General features: G+C 63.5%; 24 protein-coding genes. 8 read left to right on the top strand and 16 right to left on the bottom strand.

Features of this window, described 5'->3' with window-relative positions; genetic code table 11:
* Positions 1-46: 46 nt before the first annotated feature.
* The 3 genes from ACZ5G6_RS20765 to uriH are packed head-to-tail and all read right to left on the bottom strand — an operon-like array spanning position 47 to position 3,497.
* Positions 47-1,018: a ribokinase gene (locus ACZ5G6_RS20765; RefSeq protein WP_498687796.1), complete on the bottom strand. Its 972-nt coding sequence runs from the start codon at positions 1,016-1,018 to the stop codon at positions 47-49.
* Positions 1,015-2,463: a uridine transporter UriT gene (uriT, locus tag ACZ5G6_RS20760; protein WP_498687794.1), complete on the bottom strand. Its 1,449-nt coding sequence runs from the start codon at positions 2,461-2,463 to the stop codon at positions 1,015-1,017. The genes ACZ5G6_RS20765 and uriT overlap by 4 nt, the downstream gene beginning before the upstream one ends.
* A complete protein-coding gene (gene uriH / locus ACZ5G6_RS20755) occupies positions 2,463-3,497 on the bottom strand; it encodes a uridine-preferring nucleoside hydrolase UriH (protein WP_498687792.1) in 1,035 nt (344 codons plus the stop codon). Before uriH ends, uriT begins: the two co-directional genes overlap by 1 nt.
* A 157-nt stretch (positions 3,498-3,654) precedes the next feature.
* Between uriH and ACZ5G6_RS20750 the strand changes: the two genes are divergently transcribed.
* Entirely contained in the window at positions 3,655-4,689 is a 1,035-nt protein-coding gene (locus ACZ5G6_RS20750; protein WP_498687791.1) for a LacI family DNA-binding transcriptional regulator, read from the top strand.
* 23 nt (positions 4,690-4,712) lie between these two features.
* Here ACZ5G6_RS20750 and ACZ5G6_RS20745 read toward each other — a convergent pair whose 3' ends face one another.
* Entirely contained in the window at positions 4,713-5,339 is a 627-nt protein-coding gene (locus ACZ5G6_RS20745; RefSeq protein WP_223934683.1) for a LysE family transporter, read from the bottom strand.
* A gap of 177 nt (positions 5,340-5,516) precedes the next feature.
* Here ACZ5G6_RS20745 and ACZ5G6_RS20740 point away from each other — a divergent pair, with 177 nt between their 5' ends.
* On the top strand, positions 5,517-6,590 hold the full coding sequence (locus ACZ5G6_RS20740; RefSeq protein WP_498687790.1) for a DNA polymerase IV: 1,074 nt from the start codon (positions 5,517-5,519) through the stop codon (positions 6,588-6,590).
* A 40-nt stretch (positions 6,591-6,630) separates the two neighbouring features.
* Here the strand turns inward: ACZ5G6_RS20740 and ACZ5G6_RS20735 are convergent, their stop codons facing one another.
* The 5 genes from ACZ5G6_RS20735 to ACZ5G6_RS20715 form a co-directional block, all read right to left on the bottom strand.
* Positions 6,631-7,614, bottom strand: coding sequence for an aldo/keto reductase (locus tag ACZ5G6_RS20735; protein WP_498687788.1), 984 nt, complete (start codon positions 7,612-7,614; stop codon positions 6,631-6,633).
* A gap of 18 nt (positions 7,615-7,632) precedes the next feature.
* Positions 7,633-8,853: an RNA polymerase sigma factor gene (locus tag ACZ5G6_RS20730; protein ID WP_223934681.1), complete on the bottom strand. Its 1,221-nt coding sequence runs from the start codon at positions 8,851-8,853 to the stop codon at positions 7,633-7,635.
* A 1-nt stretch (position 8,854) separates the two neighbouring features.
* Positions 8,855-9,214, bottom strand: coding sequence for a YciI family protein (locus ACZ5G6_RS20725; protein ID WP_498687786.1), 360 nt, complete (start codon positions 9,212-9,214; stop codon positions 8,855-8,857).
* Positions 9,215-9,330: 116 nt separating this feature from the next.
* Positions 9,331-10,146, bottom strand: a complete 816-nt coding sequence (locus tag ACZ5G6_RS20720; RefSeq protein WP_216926768.1) for a methyltransferase domain-containing protein — start codon at positions 10,144-10,146, stop codon at positions 9,331-9,333.
* A 70-nt stretch (positions 10,147-10,216) separates the two neighbouring features.
* Positions 10,217-10,729 carry a MarR family winged helix-turn-helix transcriptional regulator gene (locus tag ACZ5G6_RS20715; protein WP_223934678.1) on the bottom strand — a complete coding sequence of 171 codons (513 nt, stop codon included), beginning with the start codon at positions 10,727-10,729 and terminating at the stop codon, positions 10,217-10,219.
* Between the two features lie 163 nt (positions 10,730-10,892).
* On the opposite strand from ACZ5G6_RS20715, the gene ACZ5G6_RS20710 reads away from it, so the two are divergent.
* On the top strand, positions 10,893-13,064 hold the full coding sequence (locus tag ACZ5G6_RS20710) for an MMPL family transporter (RefSeq protein ID WP_498687783.1): 2,172 nt from the start codon (positions 10,893-10,895) through the stop codon (positions 13,062-13,064).
* A gap of 5 nt (positions 13,065-13,069) precedes the next feature.
* Here the strand turns inward: ACZ5G6_RS20710 and ACZ5G6_RS20705 are convergent, their stop codons facing one another.
* From ACZ5G6_RS20705 to ACZ5G6_RS20690, 4 genes are all read right to left on the bottom strand, one after another.
* Complete coding sequence (locus tag ACZ5G6_RS20705) at positions 13,070-15,319, bottom strand: PEP/pyruvate-binding domain-containing protein (RefSeq protein ID WP_498687782.1); 2,250 nt, start codon at positions 15,317-15,319, stop codon at positions 13,070-13,072.
* Positions 15,320-15,348: 29 nt separating this feature from the next.
* Positions 15,349-15,831 carry a GNAT family N-acetyltransferase gene (locus tag ACZ5G6_RS20700; protein WP_498691974.1) on the bottom strand — a complete coding sequence of 161 codons (483 nt, stop codon included), beginning with the start codon at positions 15,829-15,831 and terminating at the stop codon, positions 15,349-15,351.
* A 68-nt stretch (positions 15,832-15,899) separates the two neighbouring features.
* The gene (locus ACZ5G6_RS20695) at positions 15,900-16,247 is read right to left on the bottom strand and encodes an ArsR/SmtB family transcription factor (protein WP_498687780.1); all 348 of its coding nucleotides are present in this window, start codon (positions 16,245-16,247) and stop codon (positions 15,900-15,902) included.
* Positions 16,248-16,307: 60 nt separating this feature from the next.
* On the bottom strand, positions 16,308-17,048 hold the full coding sequence (locus tag ACZ5G6_RS20690; RefSeq protein ID WP_498687778.1) for an aquaporin: 741 nt from the start codon (positions 17,046-17,048) through the stop codon (positions 16,308-16,310).
* A 45-nt stretch (positions 17,049-17,093) separates the two neighbouring features.
* Here ACZ5G6_RS20690 and ACZ5G6_RS20685 point away from each other — a divergent pair, with 45 nt between their 5' ends.
* The 4 genes from ACZ5G6_RS20685 to ACZ5G6_RS20670 all read left to right on the top strand — a co-directional run bounded on the left by ACZ5G6_RS20685 (position 17,094) and on the right by ACZ5G6_RS20670 (position 20,791).
* The gene (locus ACZ5G6_RS20685) at positions 17,094-17,768 is read left to right on the top strand and encodes an arsenate reductase/protein-tyrosine-phosphatase family protein (RefSeq protein ID WP_498687775.1); all 675 of its coding nucleotides are present in this window, start codon (positions 17,094-17,096) and stop codon (positions 17,766-17,768) included.
* 180 nt (positions 17,769-17,948) lie between these two features.
* Positions 17,949-18,371, top strand: a complete 423-nt coding sequence (locus tag ACZ5G6_RS20680; protein WP_498687773.1) for an arsenate reductase ArsC — start codon at positions 17,949-17,951, stop codon at positions 18,369-18,371.
* A 28-nt stretch (positions 18,372-18,399) separates the two neighbouring features.
* Entirely contained in the window at positions 18,400-19,389 is a 990-nt protein-coding gene (gene trxB / locus ACZ5G6_RS20675) for a thioredoxin-disulfide reductase (RefSeq protein WP_498687771.1), read from the top strand.
* Positions 19,390-19,417: 28 nt separating this feature from the next.
* Positions 19,418-20,791 carry an FAD-dependent oxidoreductase gene (locus tag ACZ5G6_RS20670; protein WP_498687769.1) on the top strand — a complete coding sequence of 458 codons (1,374 nt, stop codon included), beginning with the start codon at positions 19,418-19,420 and terminating at the stop codon, positions 20,789-20,791.
* Between the two features lie 3 nt (positions 20,792-20,794).
* Here the strand turns inward: ACZ5G6_RS20670 and ACZ5G6_RS20665 are convergent, their stop codons facing one another.
* Positions 20,795-21,652 (bottom strand): prephenate dehydratase, encoded by an 858-nt coding sequence (locus ACZ5G6_RS20665; RefSeq protein ID WP_223934668.1) that lies wholly within the window; start codon positions 21,650-21,652, stop codon positions 20,795-20,797.
* Positions 21,653-21,766: 114 nt separating this feature from the next.
* On the bottom strand, positions 21,767-23,179 hold the full coding sequence (locus ACZ5G6_RS20660; protein WP_498691972.1) for an aldehyde dehydrogenase family protein: 1,413 nt from the start codon (positions 23,177-23,179) through the stop codon (positions 21,767-21,769).
* A 162-nt stretch (positions 23,180-23,341) separates the two neighbouring features.
* On the opposite strand from ACZ5G6_RS20660, the gene ACZ5G6_RS20655 reads away from it, so the two are divergent.
* Positions 23,342-23,992: a LysE family translocator gene (locus tag ACZ5G6_RS20655; protein WP_498687767.1), complete on the top strand. Its 651-nt coding sequence runs from the start codon at positions 23,342-23,344 to the stop codon at positions 23,990-23,992.
* Here the strand turns inward: ACZ5G6_RS20655 and ACZ5G6_RS20650 are convergent, their stop codons facing one another.
* A complete protein-coding gene (locus ACZ5G6_RS20650) occupies positions 23,993-24,583 on the bottom strand; it encodes a TetR/AcrR family transcriptional regulator (RefSeq protein WP_223934666.1) in 591 nt (196 codons plus the stop codon).
* Positions 24,584-24,658: the final 75 nt, after the last annotated feature.

Here is a 24,658-nt window from a genome sequence, read left to right as displayed (position 1 = left end):
GCCCATTGACAAACGAAACTACATATTAGTTGGGTGCCGCGCTGGGTTAGGACGTGCGCGCAGCCTCGACTTCTTCACGGCTCGCGTAGGCGGCCTGGGTACCCTTCTTCGTGGCGGCCAGCGCGGCAGCCACTGAAGCGAACCCTGCGGCGTCGACGAGGGATTCGCCCGCGGCCAGACGGGCAGCCACGGCTCCCGTGAAAGCGTCACCGGCACCCGTGGTGTCCACGGCCGAGACGCGGGTAGGGGCGATGCGCGTGATCTGGTCCTGAGCACCCCGGGCCAGCGAATCCAACACGACAGAGCCGTGGGCGCCCAGGGTTACGAGTACGCGCTGCAAACCCCGGTCGGCAAACTGGCTCCGGACAGGCTCCCATGCTTCGGCCTCTGCGTCGGCGTCGGGAACGTCGGCTTCACTTCCCAGGAACAGTGAGGCCTCATGCGCATTGACCAGCAGCACATCGCTCAACTCCGCCAGAACCTCCGGCACCTCTGCGTAAGGCGAGAGGTTCAACACGACGGTAGCGCCGGCGTCGTGCCCCGCTTGCGCAGCGGCAATCACGGTGTCGATCCCCACCTCAAGGCAGAGGCAGACCACCGCGGCTTCTTCGAAGACGTCCTCCGCCGCACGCACGTCCGCCGGAGTCAGTGTGCCATTAGCCCCGGCCGAAATGATGATGCTGTTCTCACCGCTGGCATCCACCGAGATGACCGCTACGCCGGTGGCAGAGTCCGAGCGGCGGACCCGGGTGACGTCCACGCCTGCGCTGGCGGTGGAGTCCAGGAGCATGGTGCCGTTGGCGTCATCGCCCACTGCGCCCACCAGGCTGACCTGCCCGCCGAGCTTGCTGGCGGCAACCGCCTGATTGGCACTCTTCCCGCCGGGATTGACGGCAAAACCATTTCCGTGGACCGTCTCGCCCGGGTTGGGAAGGCGGTCGCAGTAGATGGTCAGATCGGCGTTCAGGGAGCCGACGACGACGATCCCGGCCCTGGGCGCGCTGGTTTCCCTGCTCATGCGGGAACCTTCATTTCTGAGGCGTCGGTGACTTCGGCATCCACGGGCTTGGGAATCAGCAGCGAGGCTGCGAAGGCGGCCAGGGTGATAGCGAGGCCCACCGCGACAACGGTGAGGTAGGACCCCTTCGCGTCACCCAGTGTGGAGGTCGCAACGAGGACGGCAGGCAGGACCAGGAAGCTCAGGCCGGCGCCGAGGTTAAAGGCGCCCGCGTTCATTCCGGGGAGGAAGCCGGGGTTGCCCTGCGGCGAGAGGACCACGCCCAGTCCGTTCAGCATGATGTTGACGGTACCGGCGTACATGATGCCCAGCAAGGCCGTGCCCACGATCATCAAGGGCAGGCTGTTGAGGCCGAAGAACGCGATGATGGCCAGTGCCACGAGGCTGCCCACCAGGCCGATGCGAAGGACCTTCGTGTAGCCGAGGACCGGGGCGAGCCGGCCGCTGATGGGCCCGAAGACCCAGCCCAGCAGTGCGTACGGTGTCAAGATAATGAGCGACATCTCGGTGGGGCCCACGCCGAAGCCCGGATCAGCCGCCTGGACGTAAGCCGGGACGATCCCATTGATCACCGCGAAGATGCCGGTCATGGTGAGGGTAGTGGTCAGCAGCGGGGCCCAGGTGGAGCGCTGGCGCAGGTGCACCGTTTCCACCATGGGCTGCTTGGCGCGCTTCTCCACGGTCCAGAACGAAAAGAATGCGACGGCGGCAACCAGGATGAGGGCGGCTGCGAGGGTCAAGGTGGCGGCGTCGAAGGCCGTGGCCAGCTTGGAGCCTTCGTTCAGTGCTGTCAGCAGTGCGCCCACGGCGATAACGATGAAGAAGACGCCCAGCCAGTCCATGGTGGTTCCGGCGGCGGGCTTGCTTTCGCCGGCCAGGACGGCGATCAGAACCGTAGCCACGAGCGCCAAGGCAACCATGAGCCAGAAGATGCTGCGGAAGCCGAAGTTCTCGGCAAAATAGCCACCCACGAACGAGTCGACTCCAGCCACGCCACCATTGACCGCCGTGATGAGGCCCATCAGGGTGCCGTACTTGCGGGGATTGCTCACTGCTGAGCGGAGCATGATGAGGCAGAGCGGGACGGTGGGTCCGCTGACGCCTTGGATGATCCGGCCCACGAAGAGCCAGGTGACATCCGGTGCGAGGGCGGCGATGACTGACCCAATAGCCATCAGGAGCATCATGCCTACGAGGATTTTCTTGCGGCCCACGATGTCGCTGAGGCGGGGGAGGAAGAGGGAGAACAGGGCTGCGGCCGTGAAGAACCAGGTCTGTGAGAGGCCGATAGTGGCTTGGTCGGTCTGGAGCTCATTGCCCATGGTGACCAAGGCGGGGCTGAGCATGGAAGCGTTGAGCTGGAAGGCAACGCAGGCTGCCAGCAGGGCGACCATGAGGGCCGTGACGTTGCCGCGCGTGGATTTGGTTTCTGCGGGGATGGACATTACTTGGCCTCTCCTGCAGCGACGGTCTCGGTGGCGTTAGCGCCGGCGTCGTGCGTTGGTTCGCCAATCCGTTCGATCGCATCGGTGACCAAATCCCAGAACTTCTTGTGGTCCAGGTCAACGGCCACGGACGTGTGGCAGTCCTCCGGGGCGGGTGCGCGGAAGTCCGCAACGGTCATGCCTAGGGTGAGCTTGCCCTGCAGCTCGATGTCCACGGGCACCTTGCGTGTGGTCATCACGCTGGGGTCGATGACGTAGGCCACCGCGCACGGATCGTGGACAGGCGGGTAGTCAAAGCCCTGGGCGTCCTTGTAGGTCTTCTTGAAGAATTCCATCAGTTCCAGGACGAACTTGGCCGGCTTGGTGCCGATGCCTGCGATCCGGTCCACAACCTCGTCCGTGGCCAATGCTTGGTGCGTGAGGTCCAGGCCAACCATCACAACAGGCCACTTTTCGTTGAAGACGATGTGGGCGGCCTCGGGGTCGATGATGATGTTGAACTCGGCAACGGCACTCCAGTTGCCCACGTGGTAGCCGCCGCCCATGAGGACAACTTCCTTGACGCGCTCAACGATCCGCGGCTCCTTGCGGGCGGCCATCGCGATGTTGGTGAGGCCCGCTGTGGGGACCAAGGTGACCGTGCCCGGCTCATGCGCCATGACAGTTTCAATGATGAGGTCGACGGCGTGACGCGGGTCCAGCTCGATGGCGGACTCGGGCTGCTCGGGCCCGTCCATGCCCGAATCGCCGTGGATGCTCGGGGCAGTCTCGATGGTGCGGACCAAGGGGCGGTCACAGCCCGCTGCGAAGGGAACGCCGGTGATGCCAGCGATCGTGGCTACCGAGAGGGCGTTGCGCGTGACCTTTTCGAGGGTCTGGTTGCCCACCACGGTTGTCACTGCGAGGAGCTCGATGTCGGGGTTGCCGTGGGCCAGCAGCAACGCCACTGCGTCGTCATGGCCGGGGTCGCAGTCAAGAATGATCTTCTTGCGTGTTGTGATGGGATTGGGGTCCACGTTTTCTCTCCACGTCATTGGGGCCTGCCAGGTTCTTGCCCGCAGCAGGGCGGTAAGCATTCAGAGGAATTCTGGCACTGCTTTATGGGTCACGTCAAACGCTTAACGTGAACTGCGTTAAGCGTTTGATGCCTTGGGGCAGTTGTTCGTGCTGCAACGACGCTACGATCGATGCATGGATACCTTGGATCGGCGGAACGCCCGCGCGCCCCGTGTGACGGCTGCGATGGTGGCTGCCCGGGCCGGGGTTTCCACTGCCACCGTCTCATTGGTGGCCAACGGTAAGACGCAGGGGCGGGTATCCGAGGACAACATCTCGCGGGTCCGGTCCGCCATCGCCGAGCTTGGCTATGTGGTGGACAGCATCGGGAGTTCGCTGGCCCGCGGAGTCAGCTCAATCGTGATCCTGGTGACGCCCGATGTCTCCAACCCCTTCTTCGCCAATGTGATCGCGGGCGTTCGGGAATCCCTGGGGCCCGAGTATCAGTTGTTGCTTTCGGTGACGGACGCGGGCGAGTCGCCGCAGGCCGACGACGTCCGCAAGTTGTTGGCACTCCGCCCGGCCGGCCTGCTGGTAGGCGCCCCCAGCGCTGAGTTCCTGGAGGACCTGTCCGCGGCCGGACCGCTGGTGCTCCTTGACGCGCCGGGGCTGGATTCCTTCGCGCCGTCTGTAAACCTCGACGTCGCCCACGGCGCGCGTGAGTTGGCCCGGCACCTCGCAGCGTCCGGACATACCCGCGCCGCCTACGTGGACGGCATTACCGGCACCACCACTTTCCACCTCCGCAGGGAAGCTTTCCTCGAGGAAGCCGCCGCGTGCGGGCTTTTGGTGGCCGATGGGCATGTCATCAGTACCGCGATCGACGTCGGTGCTGCCGCCGCCGCGTTCGCCGACGCATGGCCGCAGTGGCAGCGCGAGGGGGTGACCGCCGTCGTATGCGGTACCGACACCCACGCTTACGGCGTGCTCCAGGAAGCGCGCGTGGCGGGTGTCCGGATCCCGGCCGAATTGGCTGTGGCGGGCTTCGACGATCTCCCCTATTCGGCCACCAGCAATCCCAGCCTGACGAGCGTGCACCTGCCGGCGACCCCGCTGGGACTTAAGGCGGGGGAGCAGCTTCGCAGGCTCATGGAAGGCCTGGTGCTGGAGGAGCCCCATGTGACGCTGGAAAGCTCGCTGGTGGTTCGGGGATCTACGTCCCTGAGTTAGTGCCCCGGGGCTTTTTGGCTCGGTTAGTGGATGGTTGCGAGCAGGATGCCCACTAGGACAAACAAGCAGCCGAATACACGGTTAAGGACCTTCTGGCCACGCTCATCGTGGGTGAAGCGCTGGAATGAACGTGCTGCAAGAGCGAAGAAGAACCACATGACCATGATGTCGATGAACAGAATCGTGGCGGTCAGCACTGCATATTGCTGGAGCAGCGGCTCCTCTGGCCTGATGAATTGCGGCATGAAGGCAAGGAAGAACACGATCGCCTTGGGGTTCAGCAGGTTCACCCAGATGCCGCGCTGGAACATGGACAGGCCGGACTCGTTCTTCTTGCTGGCGACTTCCTCCTTGTCCAGATCGGGCTTGTGCAGGAACTGCCGGATGCCCAGGTACACGAGGTAGGCCGCGCCCGCGTACCTGATGATGTTGAAGATCACAGGCGAGTTGGAGACCAGCACGCCAACGCCGAGGGCCACGATCACAATGTGGATGACCAAGGCCACCTGCTGGCCGAGGATGCCCCAGATGGAGCGGCGGAAGCCTGAATTGAGCGAGTTGCTCATGGTGAAGATAGCGCCGGCGCCGGGAGTGAAACTGATCAGGGTGCCGGCGCCAACCAGGGCCAGCCAAAGAGAAAACTGCACCATCTCAGCTTATGCCGGTGAGGTGGGTGGTCCTGACCCGGGCCCTGGAGATGTGGCCCACGTACCTTCCCGACCCACTTTGGCCACTCGAGGCCCGGAATGAGCCCGGAATGGGTTGATTTCCGCAGGGTCGGCGTCCAAAGAGAGTCAGGAAGCCACGGCTTAGGGCAAACTGGTCCGGTGAGCGGAATCCCGTGGGTGCTGCACGTTGATCTCGACCAGTTCATTGCGGCTGTCGAAGTACTCCGACGGCCTGAGCTCGCGGGCAAACCGGTCATCGTGGGCGGCAGGGGAGATCCCACGGAACGGGCTGTGGTTTCCACGGCATCCTATGAAGCCAGGGCGTTCGGCGTGGGTTCTGGAATGCCCCTGCGCATCGCAGCGCGGAAAGTGCCAGATGCCATCATCCTGCCCGTGGATCAAGAAGCTTACCTGGCAGCCTCGCACGTGGTGATGTCCACTCTGCGGGAGCAACCCGGCGGCACCGTGCAAGTGCTGGGCTGGGACGAAGCTTTTGTGGGCGTAGAAACTGATGACCCGGAGGACTACGCGAGGCGGGTTCAGGCTGCGGTCCTGGAACGAACCCGATTGCACTGCAGTGTGGGCATTGGCGACACCTTGGTCCGCGCAAAGAATGCGACGGATTTTGGCAAACCAGCCGGCATTTTTCGGCTCACTAAAGAGAACTGGCTCGATGTCATGGGAAGCAGGCCAACCAAGGAGCTGTGGGGCGTTGGACCCAAGGTGTCTGCCCGGCTGGCAAAACTAGGGATCACCACAGTCGCCGAGCTTGCCGCCGCCGATCCCCAGGATTTGGTCCCGGAGTTCGGTCCCAAGATGGGCCCTTGGTATGCACAGCTCGGACGGGGAGAGGGCGCCAACGAGGTGGACGACACCCCGTGGGTGGCCCGGGCACACGGACGTGAGACCACGTTCCAGCAGGACCTCACGGAACCCTCCCAGATCAGCGACGCCGTCAAGGATCTGACAGCCCGCGTCCTTGAAGACGTGGCAGCGGAGGGGCGCCCGGTTGTGGGGCTAACCCTCAAGGTCCGGTATGCCCCGTTCTTCACCAAGACCTACGCAAGGAAGATTCCCGAGACGTTCGACCGGGACGAAGTCCTCGCACAGGCCCTGGATGTGACGGCGCGGATCGAGCCGGACCGTCCGATCCGGCTTCTGGGACTCCGCGCCGAAATGGCGATGCCCGACGACGCCCGCAAGGGACACACCCCGACGCGCAGTGGTTGGTGACACGCCGTCGGGTTTCAAAGGCCCGACGTCGGCCGGCCGGTTACCAGCGCGGGTGGATCGCTTCGCGGAAGTAGCGGTCGTAGATGTCCCGTACGCCACTGGCGAGACCGGCGCCGACGTCCTGCATTGCTCCCGCCTCAGCGTTCGCATGGGCTTGTACTGAGGAACGTGCTCCCGGGATGACCGTGGTGACGCCGTCCTGGGCGATCACCCAGGCGAGGGCCGCTTGGGCGGTGCTGACGCCGTCGGGCACCAAGCCGCTGAACTCCTGGGCGGCCTTCACACCGGTGGCGAAATCAACGCCCGAGAAGGTCTCTCCGACGTCGAATGAGGACCCGTCGCGGTTGTAGTTGCGGTGGTCGTCCTCCGGGAACTCGGTATCCGGTGTGTACTTTCCCGACAGCAACCCGGAGGCCAGAGGAACCCTGGCGATGATGCCAACCCCGGCCTGCTTTGCTGCAGGAAGCACCTCATCGAGGGGCTTCAGCCGGAAGGCGTTCAAGATGATCTGCACAGATGACGTATTCCCGCGGTTGATGGCTTCAACAGCCTCGTCAGTCCGCTCGACGCTGACGCCATAATTGCGGATGGCACCTTCGGCGACGAGGGTGTCCAGTGCGTCGTACACCTCATTCCGGCTGTAGACAGCGGTGGGCGGGCAGTGCAATTGGACGAGGTCCAGTGTGTCCTGCTGCAGGTTCCGCCGCGAGCGGTCCGTCCACGCGCGGAAGTTGGTGAGGGTGTAGTTGTCGGGCACCTGGTCCACGCGGCGGCCCATCTTGGTGGCAACCATCAGGTCCAGCCCGGGATTGGCGCGCAGGAAGCGTCCGATCAACTGCTCACTTCGCCCATCGCCGTAGACGTCGGCTGTGTCGAAGAAGTTGACGCCGCCGTCAACCGAGGCCTCCAGGACGGCAAGGGCATCTTCCTCTGTGACGTCACCCCAGTCCGCACCGAGTTGCCACGTGCCTAGTCCAACGGTTGACACCGATCGGCCGGTCTTGCCAAGTATGCGTTGTTCCATGGTCTTGACTATATGGGGTCACACCTGGTCCATGCGCGACACTTTATCCATCAGGTAGCGGCGCTCCTGCAGGCTTCCCGTCTTCTTGGCCGCGGCAAGGTAAGCGGTTTTGGCCTCGGCATTAGAACCGGACAGCTCCAACAAATGTCCTCGAACGGCATCCAGACGGTGGGTCCGCCCGATCGACGAATCCAGCCCGGCCAGCAACTCAAGCCCAGCGGCGGGCCCCTTCACCATGGCGACAGCCACGGCACGATTCAGCGTCACCACAGGACTGGGCGCTACGGCATCAAGGACTGTGTACAAGGCGAGAATCTGCGGCCAGTCCGTTTCGGCATCAGACGGAGCTTCCGCGTGTACGGCAGCGATCGCTGCCTGAAGTTGGTACGGCCCGGCTGCGCCACGTCCGAGTACGGAAGACAGGAGAGCGATGCCTTCATCGATCTGACCGCGGTTCCATAAACTGCGGTCCTGTTCGGATAGCGGCACGGGCATCCCGTCAGCCAGGGCGCGGGCGGCACGGCGGGAGTCCGTCAGCAACATCAGCGCGAGCAAACCAGTGGCCTCGAGCTCGCCCGGCGCGGCGCTCACCAGCAGGCGAGCCAACCGGATCGCTTCAGTGGTGAGGTCTTCGCGTTGCAGTGAGTCGCCCGAGCTTGCCGCGTAGCCTTCGTTGAAGATCAGGTACAAGACGTGAAGTACGACGCCGAGCCTCGCCTTACGCTCGGACGCCGGCGGCATGTCGAAGCGGGCTCCGGCCTTCTGGATCGTCTGCTTCGCACGGCTGATTCGCTGGCCCATGGTCGCTTCGGGGACGAGGAAAGCAGAGGCGATTTCCGCCGTCGTGAGTCCTCCTACGGCACGGAGCGTCAAGGCGAGTTGCGATGGTGCGCTGATCGAAGGGTGGCAGCAGAGGAACATCAGCGTCAGGGTGTCGTCGGCGTCAGATGCGGCGGCTTCCTCGAAATTGGCCTCCATCGCGGCGACGCGCTCCTCGCGGGCGCGGCGGGCGCTTTCGCTGCGCCATGCGTCAACAAGCCGGCGCGATGCGACAGCCAGCAGCCATCCTTTGGGGTTGTTGGGCAGTTCCGATGGCCATTGCAGCGCAGCCTCGAGGAGGGCCTCCTGGACGGCATCCTCGCAGGCGTCGAACTGGCCGTGTTTGCGTGCCAGCACGCCGAGGACCTGCGGCGCCAATGTGCGCAGCAGGTCCTCGATGTCGCGTGGGGAAACGGTCAAACTAGACCTCCGGCGGACCGTCCGGGATGGCGCGGAGCTCAACCACCTGCGAGTACTTGACGATGCTCGAGCAGATTTCCACTGCGCGTTCCTCGCTGGCTACATCCACCACCCAGTACCCGATCAGCGATTCCTTAGACTCGGCGTACGGCCCATCGGTGGTGATGACGCCATCCGGGGTCTGCTTGACCAGCTTTGCCGTGCCGGGGTCGGCCAAGCCCGCGTTGAAGACGAGCTCGCCGGACTGAGTCAGGTCCTTGTCGATCTGGATCATGAACCCGATCATTTCCTTGACCCACTCCGGGTCGGCGGTTTCCATCATGCCCTCGGCGGATCCGAACATCATGATCATGTATTTCATCTCAAACTCCTTATGAAGTGGCGCCCTGTTTGGGTGCTTTCACTCATGGGTCGGAACGGCGGGGCGCTTTTCTACAAGGTTCGGCAAAGTTTCTTTTTTTGGGTCAGGCCACGCGCTTACGCCCGGGCGATCACCTCGCCGTTGGGAATGAGGAAGTAGCCATCCTCCGTGGCTCCCCAGCGGTGCCAACCCGCGGCGATCCGGGCGAGGTCCGCCTCGTTGGCGAACCCGTATTCGAGGGCCTGCTCGGCAAAGGCGGAGTGGAGGACACGCTCGCTCCACACCCGGGACTGCCATGCCCGTTGCTGGGCTGTGGCGTAGAGCCAGTTGCTGCTGCTGGGTGCCACCTGAGCGAAGCCTGCCTGCTGCGCCCACGAGACCAGCCGACGGCCGGCATCCGGTTCGGCACCATTGCGCCGGGCGATCTTCTGGTACAGCTCCATCCAGTCATCGAGCTCGGGGACCTCCGGGTACCAGCTCATGCCATGGAAATCGGCGTCGCGTACAGCCACGATCGCACCCGGCTTGGCCACGCGGCGCATCTCACGCAGGGCAGCTACGGGATCTGTCAGGTGCTGGAGGACTTGATGGGCATGGACGAGATCGAAGGACTCGTCCTCAAATTCAAGATCGTAGATGTTGCCGGTGCGGAACTCTACGTTTTCCACGCCGCGGTCCTTCGCCAGTTCCGTTGCTTGGGCGACGATGTCCGCCGAGCGATCCAGGCCGATGACCTGCGCCGGCGCAACCAGCCCCGCGAAATCGCAGGTGATGCTGCCAGGTCCGCACCCGACGTCGAGGACCGACGTCCCCGGGGTGAGATGCGGAATGACAAACGCGGCCGAATTCTCGGCCGTCCGCGAGGCGTGGGCCCGGACAACCGACTCGTGGTGCCCGTGGGTGTAGACATCTTCAGGCTGCTGCGCGTTCATAGGGAAACGCTAGCCCAACCGGGTCGCATTTGTGCGCGTTTTGAGCGGGCGAAACGCGCACAAATGCTACTCAGTTGGGCGCGGGGCGGGAGGCTTCCTCGCGTGCGGTAACTGTTGCTTCAACCATGTCGGTCATGAAGCGTCGGACGACATCCAGCTCGTCAGCGCTGTATGCGCCCATGGCCTTGCCCATGCGGAGGGCCAATGGCATGAACATGGCGCTTCCGTCCTGGTAGGCCTTGGGTGTCATCACCAGCTGGACCTGGCGCCGGTCCGTGCCGAGACGTTCGCGCAGCAAGTGTCCCGAAGCGTGGAGCCGATCCACCAGCGCCGTAGTGGCCGGAGAACTCAGGCGCAGTTCGGTGCGCAGGATGCCGGGTGTAACAACCCGGCCCGCGGCAGAATGGCGCATGATCACTGCCAGGGCGTTGAGGTCCGTCCGGTGCATGTCGTTCCTGCCGCCGGCGGCGTCTACATAGTGGTTGGCTTCCAGGGTGAAGTCCTGGAGGAGCCGCACCAGGTCTTGGGGCGCGCCCGCTTCGGGGCGTTCGCCAACGGGCCGCGGACCTGGATTCTCTGACATCCTTGCCTCCCGCCTGCGTTCGACCGTGATTAGTGCCGTGTCGGATATTACTCCCAGGGCAACAGGAACCGGGCATCTGTACTTGTTCACTCTTGGAATAGTTCCATGATAGAGATAATCTATGGTGGAATAAAGGCTCACTCAAGTCTCGGAAGAAGGACCCATGAACCGGCAGAAGATACCGTTCTGGCTACGCTGGCTGGCACCCGTTGTGCTCGTCATCACCTGGCTTGGCATCGCAGGCGTTGGCGGCCCAACGTTCGGGCGCCTGGACGAAGTCTCCTCCAACGATCAGGCTTCCTTCCTTCCCGCAGGAGCCGAAGCGACAGAAGCCAGCAACTGGCAAGCGAAGTTCCGGGACACTTCGGAGATCCCTGCAGTGGTCATTGTCGAGAACGACGCCGCCTTCACCCCGGCCCAGCTGGGCGAAGCAGCCCAGCTGAAAGCCGGCATCGAGGCACTCAAGCTGGGGAGCGCCGTCGTCGGGCCTCTTCCCTCGGAGGATGGCAAAGCCGTCCAGTTCATCGTGCCGATAGCGTCCTCAGATGAGCTGCGCGGCAAAATCCAGGAGCTGCGTGACCTAGTTCAGCCAGGCGCGCCGGAGGGAACGCGCGCCTTCGTCACGGGCCCAGCCGGCCTGACCGCTGACCTGGTGAACGCGTTCGGAGGCATCGACGGCATTCTTCTGCTCGTCGCCCTGGGCGCCGTGTTTGTTATTTTGCTGCTCGTGTACCGCTCACTGGTGCTGCCTCTGGCTGTGCTCTTGACGTCAGTCTTTGCCCTCTGCGCAGCAATTCTCCTGGTGTTCGCCATGGCCAAACTGGGCTGGATCCAACTGAACGGCCAGAGCCAAGGCATCCTGTCCATCCTTGTCATTGGTGCAGCCACGGACTATGCGCTGCTTTACGTGGCTCGATTCCGCGAGGCCCTGACCCACACCACCAACCGTACGAAGGCAGTGCTCACGGCATGGAAGGCCTCGTTCGAACCGATCCTGGCCTCCGGCGCGACCGTCATCATCGCGCTGCTCTGCCTGCTCTTCTCCGACCTGAACTCCAATAAGGCGCTGGGCCCTGTGGCCGCCGCCGGAATCCTTTGCTCGCTGTTCGCAGCGCTCACGCTCCTTCCGGCGCTCATGGCGTTGTTGGGTCGCGCCGCCTTTTGGCCTTTCCGTCCCAAGCTCCTGCCCGACGACGAACGCGAACCCGAGCTGGTTACCGGACTTGAGGGGCAAAAGGGTCTGTGGCGCGCCACTGCTTCCCTCGTTTCCCGCCGGCCCCGGGCCGTATGGGTGGCTTCGGTCCTGCTCCTCTTGGTGGCCTCGGCGGGCGTCCTGCAATTGAAGGCCAACGGCGTTCCCCAAACGGACGTCATCCTCTCGGCTTCAGACGCCGTGGACGGCCAGGACGCGTTGGCGCGGCACTTCGACGCCGGCAGCGGCAGCCCCGCCGTCGTTGTCGCCTCCGCAGATGCCGCGCAAGAAGTCCTTGACAAGGTCAAAACGGCCGATGGCGTGGGCGACGCCTACCTTCTGGCCGACGGAAATGTACCCATCACGGGCGCGCCCGGCACTTCCACGGATCCCGCTGTCCGTGACGGCAAGGTGCTGATCAATGCAACGCTCGGCTCTGCTGCTGACTCGATAGAGGCGGAGGAAGCAGTGAAGTCGCTGCGTGTGGCCGTGAAAGAGGTCGACGCCGGCGCTTTGGTTGGCGGAGTCACTGCCACGGCGTTGGACACCAACACCACCGCGCAACGCGACTTGGTGGTCATCATCCCCATCGTCCTGGTGGTCATCCTCTTCATCCTGATGCTCCTGCTGCGCTCCATTGTGGCGCCTGTGCTGCTGGTGTTGTCCGTGGTGCTGTCCTATGCGGCCGCCATGGGTGTCTCGGCCTGGGTCTTCAACGGAGTCTTCGGATTCTCAGGTGCTGATGCCACTGTTCCGCTCTTCGGGTTCGTCTTCCTGGTGGCCTTGGGTGTGGACTACAACATCTTCCTGATGAGCAGGGTTCGCGAGGAATCGCTGAAACACGGGACACGGCCAGGAATCCTGCGTGGCTTGGGCGTTACGGGCGGCGTGATTACGTCGGCGGGTGTGGTGCTGGCTGCTACTTTTGCCGCCCTGGGAGTCATTCCCATCATGTTCCTGGTGCAGCTGGCGTTCATCGTGGCCTTCGGTGTGTTGCTGGATACCATTCTGGTCCGTTCACTGCTTGTTCCAGCACTCGCTTACGACATTGGAAACCGGATTTGGTGGCCAGGGAAGCCCGGCCGCTACGCTGGCGCGGCGGCGCTTCCCCGTGAGGAGCAACGGACGCCGGTGGTTCGGTAAATTCGTCATTCGGCCGGAACGACGTAGCCGGCGCCTCCATCAACGGTGACCCGTTGGCCCGTCCTAAGCTGCCGGGTTGCGTTGCCGGTTCCGACGACAGCGGGTATTCCGTACTCGCGAGCAATGAGCGATGCGTGGGCGGCGAGGGTTCCGCCGTCGGTGACCACAGCAGCAGCCCGCGCGAAAAGGGGTGTCCAGGCTGGCGCGGTGGATCGGGCTACGAGTATCTCGCCTTCAAGGAAGCTGTCGAATTCGTCCAGCCCTGACATGACGCGCACCGTGCCCGTGGCGCGTCCGGTGCTGGCAGGGTGACCGACAATGGCACCCGCGGGAAGCTCGTGGGTGGTCCTGGCGGCGTCAACTGCGCTCGCTATGGGATCGCCTCCGAACCTGCCGGGTTGGCCAATGATGAGTGGTGCGTCCAGGCGCCGTTGCATCTGCCAGGCCGCACGGCGGGTCCCTACCCTCTCCCTGTAATTGGCTGAAGCGTTCAGCACTTCATTGAGATGGAGGAAATGGACGTCCTGCGGGTCATTGATAACTCCTGCAGCAGCGAGGTTTTCTCCCAGCCGTTGAGCGCACCGGCGCAAAGCCGGCCATCCCAGCGTGAGGTGTGAAGACTGTTCCTCCCGTAGGGCGGAGTAGTACCGGGCCATCGTCAGGAGGGAATCAAATCGGGCGAGGTCTCGGGGAACATCAAGCAGCACCTCCCGGGCCGCCGCTTCGGCTGCGTTCCGCTGGGCATCAAGCGACTCTCTGCCTGCGGAGGTTGAATCCGTTTCCCGGCTCCGGATGCCGGCCTCGCCGAAGGTGGGGTGGTACCAATCGAGGGAGTAGACGGCCGATTCCGATGGTGTCGCAGTGCTGCCCTTGCTGCCCGTGAGGCCGCGGAGGAGTGCCTGATGGCCGAGCCGCCCTGCTGGCGTGTCACTCAGGGGACCAGCCAAGTGCTTTTGCCAGAACCTGGCCAGGGCCGCTTCCATTTTCCAGGCAGATCCGCCCACAACGGCCAAGGACCACAGGTAGATTCCCGCCTGCCGGACGATGCCATCCACGAGCTCGATGAGCCTCGCCGCGGATGCTGTGTCCACCTCCTGCTCGGCGTTGCGCACGAGTTCCCGATACTCGGGCAGCAACTGGTCTCGCCATTTCAGCTCCATCCCATGGAGAATAGCGCGGTGTGCCGCAGCCGGATTGCGGGAGACCCGGAGGAGGACGTTGAAAAGGAACCACGGCAGACGACCGCGGCTTCGAACTATCAACGGCGCCACAATCCTTGGGGACGGAATCGGCGGGGCGTTGTAGTACCAGCCATTGACGGAGCCGTAACGAAACGGCACCCGCACCTGAATATCATCCTCCATGCCGTCGAGGTACCCGGCCTCGATCCGGGGCAGAAGCCAGTCCTCGAACAGCGGCGTCATGGGATCTGGAAGCCATTCACCGAGCCTGAAGTTCCGTGCCCATAGGCCTTCGCCCGGAGCTGTCCAAACTACTGGCGTGGGAAGCGCCGTCATCGGGCGGGCCTGAAGAAGGAATAGTGCACCGTCCTGGTCCAACGCCCACTCGATGTCTTGAGGCACACCCGCACGTTCGTGGAGCCGACGGGCCAGCGCCGCTACTTCCCGTGCTTTTTCCGGGGTGAGGATGGTACCGCCCCGGTTGCACGTTGTTTCGCTGCCGTTCACGGTCCATTGCTCTCCAATTGCCTCACCGGACACAAGTGATTCCCCAAGACCGGCAACGGCCGTGACGATGGTTTGGTCGGAGTCTCCAGTCAAGGGGTTGGCGGTAAAGGCAACACCTGCGGCCTGGGGCTGGACCATCTGCTGAACGAGTACTGCCATTGTGGGGCTCGCCGCGTCGCCGCGGACAGCAGCTCCGCGTGCAGCCTCATACGCGGCGACTCTTTGCTCCCCGGACGAAGCCAGGCAATGCCTAACCGAATGCTCCAAGTCATTGAGCTCAACGTTCAGCAGGGTCTCATAGAGTCCTGCATAGGAAGCGCCCGCGAGGTCCTCAGCGGTGGAAGAAGACCTGACAGCGTACGGCCCCGGGCCTATCCTGGCGGCAGCAACTTTCAGCGCGCCCGCGAGGCTATTGCCGAGTTGCCCCACCACTTCTGACGTGACGACGAACCCCGCTGGCACCTTGAAACCCTCTGCCGTGAGCTCGGAAAGAGTGGCTGCTTTGCTGCCCAACACCGCCCGGTCCGCGCTCACCGAGCCAAGCTGCGGAAGCTCACTGATAGCCATGGCCCTCCCTCGTCGCAGACACTTCCGGTTCAGACAGTGGCGGAGCGTCTTTCGATCATGATCGTGTCCCGCCATTGTCCCGCCAGTGGGCCAAGAGGCATCCGGGCAATTCGATTCCGTCGGCCGACAACCGTAAAGCCCTCCGCGACATGGAGCCGGAGGCTCGCTTCATTCTCGGGAAAGACGCTGGCCTGGATCGTCCAGATTCCTGCTTCTTCCGTGGACGTGACCAGCGCACGGAGAAGGACCTTGCCTACGCCCAAACCACGGGCCTCCCCAGCCACGTAGATGGAGTGCTCCACGACACCCGCATACGCTGCACGCGAGGAGACGGCGGATACGGCTGCCCAGCCGAGGATCCGGCCTCCTGCTTCAGCGACGAGCCGGTGATCCTTGAGCCTTGTAGCGTCGAATTGCTCCCACCCAGGAGCAACGGGCTCGAACGTGGCGTTCCCGGACTCGATGCCTTCAGTGAAGATCTCCCTGACCACCGGCCAATCAGGCGGGGTCATTTTGCGGATCCGGACCTCGGTGTCGGCCAATGACGGGGCGGTGGGTGTTGTTCCTGCAGTCTCTGTTGTCATAAGGTCTCCAGGAGGCCGGAAGCCCGCTCAATGGCCCCTGGCACCAAGGAATAGTACGCCCAGGTGCCCCGCTTTTCGCGGTGCAGAAGGCCGGCGTCCACCAGGATCTTCAAGTGGTGTGAGACCGTCGGTTGACCGAGGTCCAGGGGTTCAGTGAGATCGCAGACGCAAGCTTCGCCGCCGTCTGCGCTTTTGACGATGGACAACAGACGGAGCCGATTGGGATCGGCCAGCGCCTTAAACACGGATGCGCGGAGCTGAGCCTCATAGGCATCGAGGGACCCTGTTGATGGTGGACAGCAGTCCTTGTCCGTAGCCGGTTCGAGAAGTGGCAGCGAGGTCATCTATCCATTATGCCGCAACATTGACATTCATCAATGTATGGCTCCGCGGTGCCCGCCAGCTTAGCGGTCCGCGCCTTCGGCCGTATGCGGGATGACAACCTCGCTGGCGGCACGCCCGGCCGTTGGGAAGAGCAGGAGCAGAAGCGCCACACCCAAGGCTGCCCCAACGAGCTGCGCGACGATGAACGGAGGCGCGGATCCCGGTGCGATGCCGGCGAACGTGTCGCTGAAAATCCGGCCGAGTGTGACGGCTGGGTTGGCAAATGAAGTTGAGGACGTGAACCAGTACGCGGCGCCGATGTAGATGCCCACAGCCGGGGCTGCCAGGACACCCCTTTTCGTGGCGGCGAGGGCGAAAATCAAGAGGATCAGTACTGCGGTGGCAACGATCTCGGCCAGAAGGTGCCCGGGTGTTGCGCGTTCCTTGCTGGAAATGGTCGTTCCGACCTCGAACATGGCGTTTGCCAGGGTGCTGCCACCGATCGCCCCGAGCACCTGGGCGGGTATGTACGCGCCGAGGTCCGCAAGGGTCAGTCCGGAGCCATTCCGCCGCCCAAGGAACCAGTCCGTCAAGGACACTACTGGGTTGAAGTGAGCGCCACTGACAGGCCCGAACACCAGGATCAGCACTGTCAGTCCGAGTACTGTTGCCGTGCTGTTTTCCAGCAGCTGCAGGCCGATGTCAGCGGGCGACAGCTGTTGAGCGGCGATCCCGGACCCAACAACGATGGCAACCAGCAGAGCGGTACCTAGTAGTTCGGCGATGGCACGACGCCACAGGGGTGGCTGGGGTGAAGTCATGGGAATAGCTTGACGCAAGGAATTACCTCAGTCAAAATTGAATCAATGAATATTGAAGCAGTTGACATCTTTCAGGCGCGGGTAGCCAGGCATGCTGCCCTCGCCGATCCAGCGCGTCTGCGCATAGTGGACCTGCTTACCTTAGGGGACTTCTCTCCAACGGAATTGCAGGCTGAATTGGGCATGCCCTCCAATCTGCTCTCCCATCACCTGCGCACCCTTGAGGAGGCGGGCTTGGCAACCCGCCACCGTTCGGAGGCGGACAAGCGCCGCAGCTACCTCCGCCTCGCCGCCGACGCTTTCGAGGGCCTCGTACCCGGCATCGCCCATGACGCACGTCGAGTCGTGTTCGTCTGCACCCGCAACAGTGCCCGCTCTCAACTGGCCAGTGCCCTTTGGCGGCAGGCCAGCACCGTACCCTCGGCCTCGGCTGGAACGCACCCCGCTGACAGCATCGCCCGTGGAGCCATCGAGGCAGCTCAGCGCCATGGCCTGGATCTGCCCGACCTTGCTCCCCGCGCGCTTGATGAAGTGGCGGATGCCACCGACTTCATCGTGACGGTCTGCGACAACGCCCACGAAGAGCTGATCGGCCTCGACGGAATCCACTGGTCTGTCTCGGACCCCTTGAGGGAGGGTACCGCAGCAGCCTTCGACAAGGCTTTCGAAGATATAGCCCACCGCGTCAATGAGCTCGCGCCCCGCGTCGTCGCCGCTTAGGATCGGCGCCCTGGAACCCAAACATTGACAATCATCAATCTATCGCCCGATACTTCTCTATATCGATCACCATCAATATCCCTCCGTCGATATGTCTATTAGAGAGCTTTACGGCTAGGGCGCATGACTCCACACCGCACCAATCACTCGTTCACACAACACATTCCAGGAGAAAGCCCCGTGAGTACCGAAACCGCCAAGAAGCCGTCCGTCCTGTTCGTCTGCGTACACAATGCCGGCCGGTCCCAGATGGCTGCCGCGTTCTTGACCACCCTCGCCAAGGGCGGGATCGAGGTCCGCTCCGCCGGTTCCCAGCCCGCCGACAAGGTCAACCCGGCCGCCGTCGAGGCCATGGCCGAACTGGGCATCGACATGTCCGCCGAAATCCCCAAGGTACTCACCACAGAAGCCGTCAAGGAATCCGACGTCGTCATTACCATGGGCTGCGGTGACGAATGCCCGTACTTCCCCGGGAAGCGGTATGAAGACTGGGTTCTGGAAGACCCGGCCGGCCAGGGTGTTGACGCGGTGCGGCCTATTCGGGATGAAATAAAGACCCGCATTGTGGGCCTGATCGACTCCCTCATCCCTGCCTCCAAGTAATCCGGCTTCCCGCATAGGAGTGATTCTCGTGAGTAATGACGTCAGTACCGAACAACTGATCATTATCGGCTCGGGCCCGGCCGGCTACACCGCGGCCATCTATGCCGCCCGCGCTGGGCTGAACCCCTTGGTCCTCGCGGGATCGGTCACCGCCGGTGGTGCTTTGATGAATACCACCGAGGTCGAAAACTTCCCCGGCTTCCCTGGTGGCATCCAAGGCCCCGAGTTGATGGACGGACTCCAGGAACAGGCTGAGAAGTTCGGTGCCCGCATCGTGTTCGACGACGTTACTGAGGTCGATCTCAAAGGTCACCTCAAGCGCGTGGTCACTGGCGCGGGGGAGACGCATGAAGCACCCGCCGTCATCCTCGCCACAGGCTCGGCCTATAAGGAACTCGGCCTGCCCGAAGAGAAAAAGCTCAGCGGACACGGCGTCTCATGGTGCGCCACCTGTGACGGATTCTTCTTCCGTGAACAGGACATCATCGTGGTGGGCGGTGGGGACTCCGCCATGGAAGAGGCCACGTTCCTGACACGTTTCGGCAAGTCCGTAACTGTGGTGGTCCGCAAGGGTGAACTCCGCGCGTCGCGCATCATGGCCCAGCGGGCCAAGGACAATCCCAAGATCACATTCGCCTGGAACTCAGCCGTAACCAGGATTCACGGAGACACGAAGGTTACCGGCGTGACCCTGACGGACACCCGCACTGGCGAAACCCGGGAGCAGGCCGCCACAGGGATCTTCGTAGCCATCGGGCACCTGCCACGGACCGAACTGGTGGAGGGGCAAGTGGACCTTGACGCCGAGGGGTACATCAAGGTGGACTCACCCACCACCTGCACCAACATCTCTGGCGTCTTCGCGTGCGGCGATGCGGTGGATCACCGGTACCGCCAGGCCATCACTGCCGCCGGCACTGGCTGCGCCGCCGCGCTCGACGCCGAACGATTTCTGGCGGCGCTTGAGGATGCCCACAGTATAGCTACGGCACTGGTGGAAGAACCCACCCACGCCTGAGCGGATCTTCAGAATGAAAGAGGACACCATGGATTCAGCGAAGAACCTTGCCGTTGCGGTGATCGGCGCCGGCCCTGTGGGACTGGCCGCAGCAGCGCACTTGCTCGAACGCGGCCTCGAGCCTGTCATCTTTGAAGCTGGACCCTCTGCAGGTGCCGCCATTGAACAATGGCGCCACATCCGGCTCTTCTCGCCCTGGCGGTTCAACATCGACGCCGCTGCCGTCCGCCTCCTCAAAGCATCCAACTGGGAATCACCACGCCCCACGGCACTCCCTTACGGCGGGGAACTCATCGACAACTACGTCACCCCGCTGGCAGGTATGTCGGCCATCGCTTCCCGGCTGCAGACCGGTGCCCGCGTGATCGCGGTGACCCGTCTTGGACTGGACAAGACGCACGTCCGTGACCGCGACACCACTCCCTTCCTCGTCAGGGTTGAACACGCAGACGGCGAAACCCGCGATCACATTGTCGGTGCCGTCATCGACGCCTCCGGCACGTGGTCAACCCGCAACCCACTGGGCACCTCAGGCTTGCCGGCCATTGGCGAAGACACCGCGGCGGACCGGATCTCCTCGCCCCTGCCGGACGTTATGGGCCGGGACCGCGCCGCCTTTGCCGGTCGCCGCGTCCTCGTCGTGGGCGCAGGACACTCGGCCGCTAACACCCTGATCAACTTGGCGGACCTTGCCAAGGAAGAGCCCAACACGCGGATCATGTGGGCCGTGCGAGGCGGCTCCGCGGAGAAGGTCTACGGCGGCGGAGACGCGGATGGACTGCCGGCCCGCGGCCAGCTCGGCTCCCGGCTGCGCCGGCTCGTCGAGGCCGGCAGCATCGAACTGTACACAGGCTTCGGCATCGCCAGCCTGAAGACTCTCGACTCCGGGCTGAGCGTTGAATCCATTGACGGGCGCACGCTGGACGCAGATGTCATCGTTCCCTGCACCGGCTTCCGCCCTGACTTGGAGGTGTTGCGCGAACTCCGTCTCAACCTGGACCCCGCTGTTGAAGCACCCATCGAGCTTGGCCCGCTGATCGACCCCGAGTTCCACTCCTGCGGCACAGTTCCGCCTCACGGGGCCAAGGTTCTCTCCCACCCCGAGAAGAACTTCTACATCGTGGGTATGAAGTCCTATGGCCGTGCCCCGACCTTCCTGCTGGCCACGGGCTATGAGCAGGTCCGTTCCGTCGCCGCCGCCCTGGCTGGTGACCACAAAGCAGCGGACACGGTCCACCTGAAACTGCCCGAAACCGGGGTTTGCTCCACCGACGCCGGGACCAGCTGCGACGTTCCCGCCACCGCTGTCAACGAAGAAGCGAAGACGGGCTGCTGTGCGACACCCGAACCCGCGTTCATCGGCTTCCCGACCGGACTTGAGCACGGCCGATCCGGGAACTAGTCGCTAGGCGTTGACGGTGTTACGTGCGCGATAGCCGTCGGCGGCGTAGACGCCCAGAATCCGCACCTCCGTGGTGAAGAATTCCAGCTCTTCAAGCGCACGGCGGAGGCGTGCGTCCGCAGGGTGCCCTTCGACGTCGGAGATAAACATGGTGGCTGCGAACTCGTTACCCACCATGTAGCTCTCAAGCCTGGTCATGTTCAGGCCGTTGGTCGCAAAACCGCCGAGTGCTTTGTAGAGAGCTGAAGGGACGTTGCGGACACGGAATACGAAGCTCGTGATTGCGGGGCCCGGGAGCTCCTCTTTGGTGGGGATTTCGCGTTCCCGCGCCAGGACTACAAAGCGTGTGGTGTTGGTGGGGTCGTCCTCGACGCCGGATGCCAGCACCTCCAGGCCATACAAGCCTGCGGCCAGTGGGGGAGCGAGGGAAAGCTTGCGGGGATCGTTCCAGTCGCGGACTTCCCTGGCTGATCCGGCAGTGTCTCCGGCGATAACTGGCTTGAGGCCCGCTTCCCGGATGATCTTGCGGCACTGGCCCAAAGCATGGATATGGCTGTGAACCTCTGTTGCGCCTTCAATGGTGCTGCCAGGAATGCCCAACAGGTCGAAGCGAATCGGCAAGAAGTACTCGCCCACGATTTGCAGCTTGGACTGGGGAAGCAGCACGTGAATGTCAGCCACACGTCCAGCGATGGAATTCTCAATCGGGATCATCGCCAGCTCGACTTCGCCCGTGGAAACCAGTTCAAACGCGTCCTCAAAGCTGGCGCACGGCACGCTTTCGAGTTCGGGGAACATTTCCTTGCACGCGAGATCCGAATTGGCTCCCGGCTCACCTTGATACGCAATCTTCTGGGCCATGATGCTCATGCTTTCACGCGCGGCGCCGGGCCACCCAACTGAGTCGCAGTTGATGCCGTTTTGAAGGCTCAAAACGCGCTCAACTGCGACTCAGTTGGGTGAGCACAAGAGGGGTTAGCCGTTGATGATCTGCGGGACGCCCAGGGCTTTGAGGCCTTCGGCGCCGAACTCGAGGCCGTAGCCGGACTGCTTTGCGCCACCGAAGGGGATGCGCGGGTCCACTGCGCCGTGCTTGTTGATCCACACCGTCCCGGCCTGGATGCGGGAGGCGACCTCTCGCGCCGCACTCACATCGGAGGACCAGACTGAGGCGCCCAGTCCGACGTCGAGCGCGTTTGCTTTGGCGACCGCCTCATCAACGGTGCTGTACTTGATGATCGGCAGCGCGGGTCCGAACTGTTCCTCGGCAACGAGCGGGTTGTCGTTGTCGATGTCGGCAACCAGCGTGGTGGGGTAGAAGTTACCGGGCTGATCGGCGTCGGGGTTGCCGCCGAGCAGCACCCGGGCACCGGATGCGCGAGCAGCCTCCACCAGGCGGGCCACGATGTCGTACTGCTGGCGGTTCTGCAGCGGGCCAAGGACGTTGTTCTCGTCCAGGCCATTGCCCATCGGCATCGCCTGGGCAACCGCCACGAGCTCGGAACATACGGCGTCGTACTGGGACTCGTGGACGTACAGGCGCTTCAGGGCGGCGCAGGTCTGGCCGGTGTTGATGAAGGCGCCCCAGAACAAACCCTCAGCAATTGCTTTGGGGTCCGCGTCGGGTAGGACGATGCCGGCGTCGTTGCCGCCCAGCTCAAGGGTGAGGCGTTTGACGGTGTCAGCGGAGGAGCGAATGATCGCCTTGCCCGTGGCGGTGGAGCCGGTGAACATGACCTTGCCGATGGCGTCGTGCGCGGCCAGCGCTTCGCCGACGTCGCGGCCGCCGGATACCACGGTGAGCAGGCCTTCGGGCAGTTCCTGGTTGATGATCGAAGCCAACGCCAGCACGGACAAGGGCGTGTATTCGGAGGGTTTGACCACCACGGCGTTGCCCATGCGCAGGGCGGGGGCGATCTGCCAGATGGTGATCATCATGGGCCAGTTCCACGGGCCGATGGCACCGACGACGCCGATGGGCCGGTAGTGCAGCTCGGCGTGGGTTTCGCCGTCGTCCACTACGGTTTCAGGGTCCAGTGGCGTGGCGGCGGTCGCACGGAGCCAGGCGGCGCAGGCGCCGACTTCGAAGCGGGCATTCGGGCCGTTGAGCGGTTTGCCTTGCTCGCGGGAGAGCAGTTGGGCGAGTTCTTCTGCAGAGCGTTCGACGGCGTCGGCGGCCCTCATGAGCGCGGCGGACCGGGCGTCGTGGCCCAAGGCAGCCCAGGCAGGCTGGGTGGCACGGGCAGCGCCAATGGCGGCCTCAAGGTCTTCGACAGAATGAACCGGTGCTTCGCCGACGGCCTCTCCCGTGGCAGGGTCAAAGATGGTGCGGCTGTTCTGGCCCGGGGCCGGGGTGATCGAGGCCAGCAGGGCGTCGTAAGTCTCCATTGGTACTCCGCTCAGGTAGTAAGTCTTGGCGGCCAGTGAGGCGCGCGGCGATGTCTCCAGTGTGGTTGGCGTCACGTGGAAGGGTCTTGTCGATGCACGAACAGCCCTTGACGGGAAGCGAACGCTTTCCAGCGAACCCCTCCATGCCGGATAATTTGGCGGGTGACTCTTGCTTCCCTCGCTGCCTTTGCCGGCCTCTGCCTGGTCCTGTCCGTAACGCCGGGTCCGGACACCTTTCTGGTCCTCCGCATTGCGTTGAACCGTCCCAGCGCCGGAATTGCTGCGGCGGCGGGTTCTGCCGTGGGCGCGATTGTTTGGGCTGGACTGGTGGGCATTGGCCTCGCTGCCATCCTGGAGCAGTCCGCGGAACTGTTCCGCTGGGTCAAGATCGCAGGTGGCCTGTACTTGCTGTACCTGGGCGTTTCTTCGTTCATCAAGTCCAGGAAAGCGGCCAGGGCAGCCAAAGCAGGCGGCGAGGCAGAGGGCTCCAACGCGCCTCTCCCATACAGCCGGCTCTCGGCCTTGGGAGCTGGGGCATTGTCCACTCTTCTGAACCCCAAGGTTGGCCTGTTCTACTTGGCCGTGGTCCCGCAGTTTATCCCGCACGGCGGAGACACCATGGGTACCTCGCTCATTCTGGGCATCGTGCTTGCAGTCATTGCCTTCGCGTACCTGTCGATGATCGCGGTGGTGGCGTTCAAGGCGATGCGGTGGCTCAAGCGCCCCAAGGTGAGTACCGCCGTCGAGCGTGTCAGCAGCGGTGTGATCGCGGGACTGGGCGTCGGTGTTGTGGCGTCGGGGGCCACCAGTTAGCTAGCCCGCCAGCAGCGTCAGATAATTCTCCAGCTGCCCTGCAAGGTCCTGGGAAAAATGTTCTGCAGGGGAGAGTGCTGCCACGATTTGGGCACCAAGCATCATGTTGAGCAGGTGATCGGCGACGGCGGCGTCCCCAATGGGGGCGTTGATCTCACCGGCCGCTCGGGCTGCTGCGGTATGGACCGTGATCGTGTTGTGCCACTGCTTCATGGACTCGGAGTGCAGGGCCGCCATGTCTGCGTCGTTGAGGGCCTTCTGCCAAAAGGGGATCACGATGCGGGCCTCATTGACCCGTTCTTCGTCCAGCGGCAGGACTTCGGCGCAGAACGCGCGGAGGGCTGCTATGCCAGCCAAACCGGAGGTCATGGTGGCGATGCGCTGGTTGGTCCGGTTGAAAACGTGGCCAAACGCAGACGTCAGCAGCAGATCCTTCGTGGGAAAGTAGGGCTTCAGGGCGCCGTTGGCAAAGCCGGCTTCCTCGGCAATTTCCCGCATGGTGGCGCCTTCAATGCCCAATCTCGCAATGATCCGCCAGGTTGCGTCCACCAGCTCGAGGCGTCGCTGATCATGGTCCACAATCTTTGGCACTAAGCGGGCTCCCTGAAAATTTTTGACGGACAGGTCTTGTGACCCATCTTACGTTTTGGTTATTCTCTACACCTA

Source organism: Arthrobacter sp. TmtSoilC51 (assembly GCF_055388015.1).
This window is presented reverse-complemented; position numbering and strand designations above follow the sequence as displayed.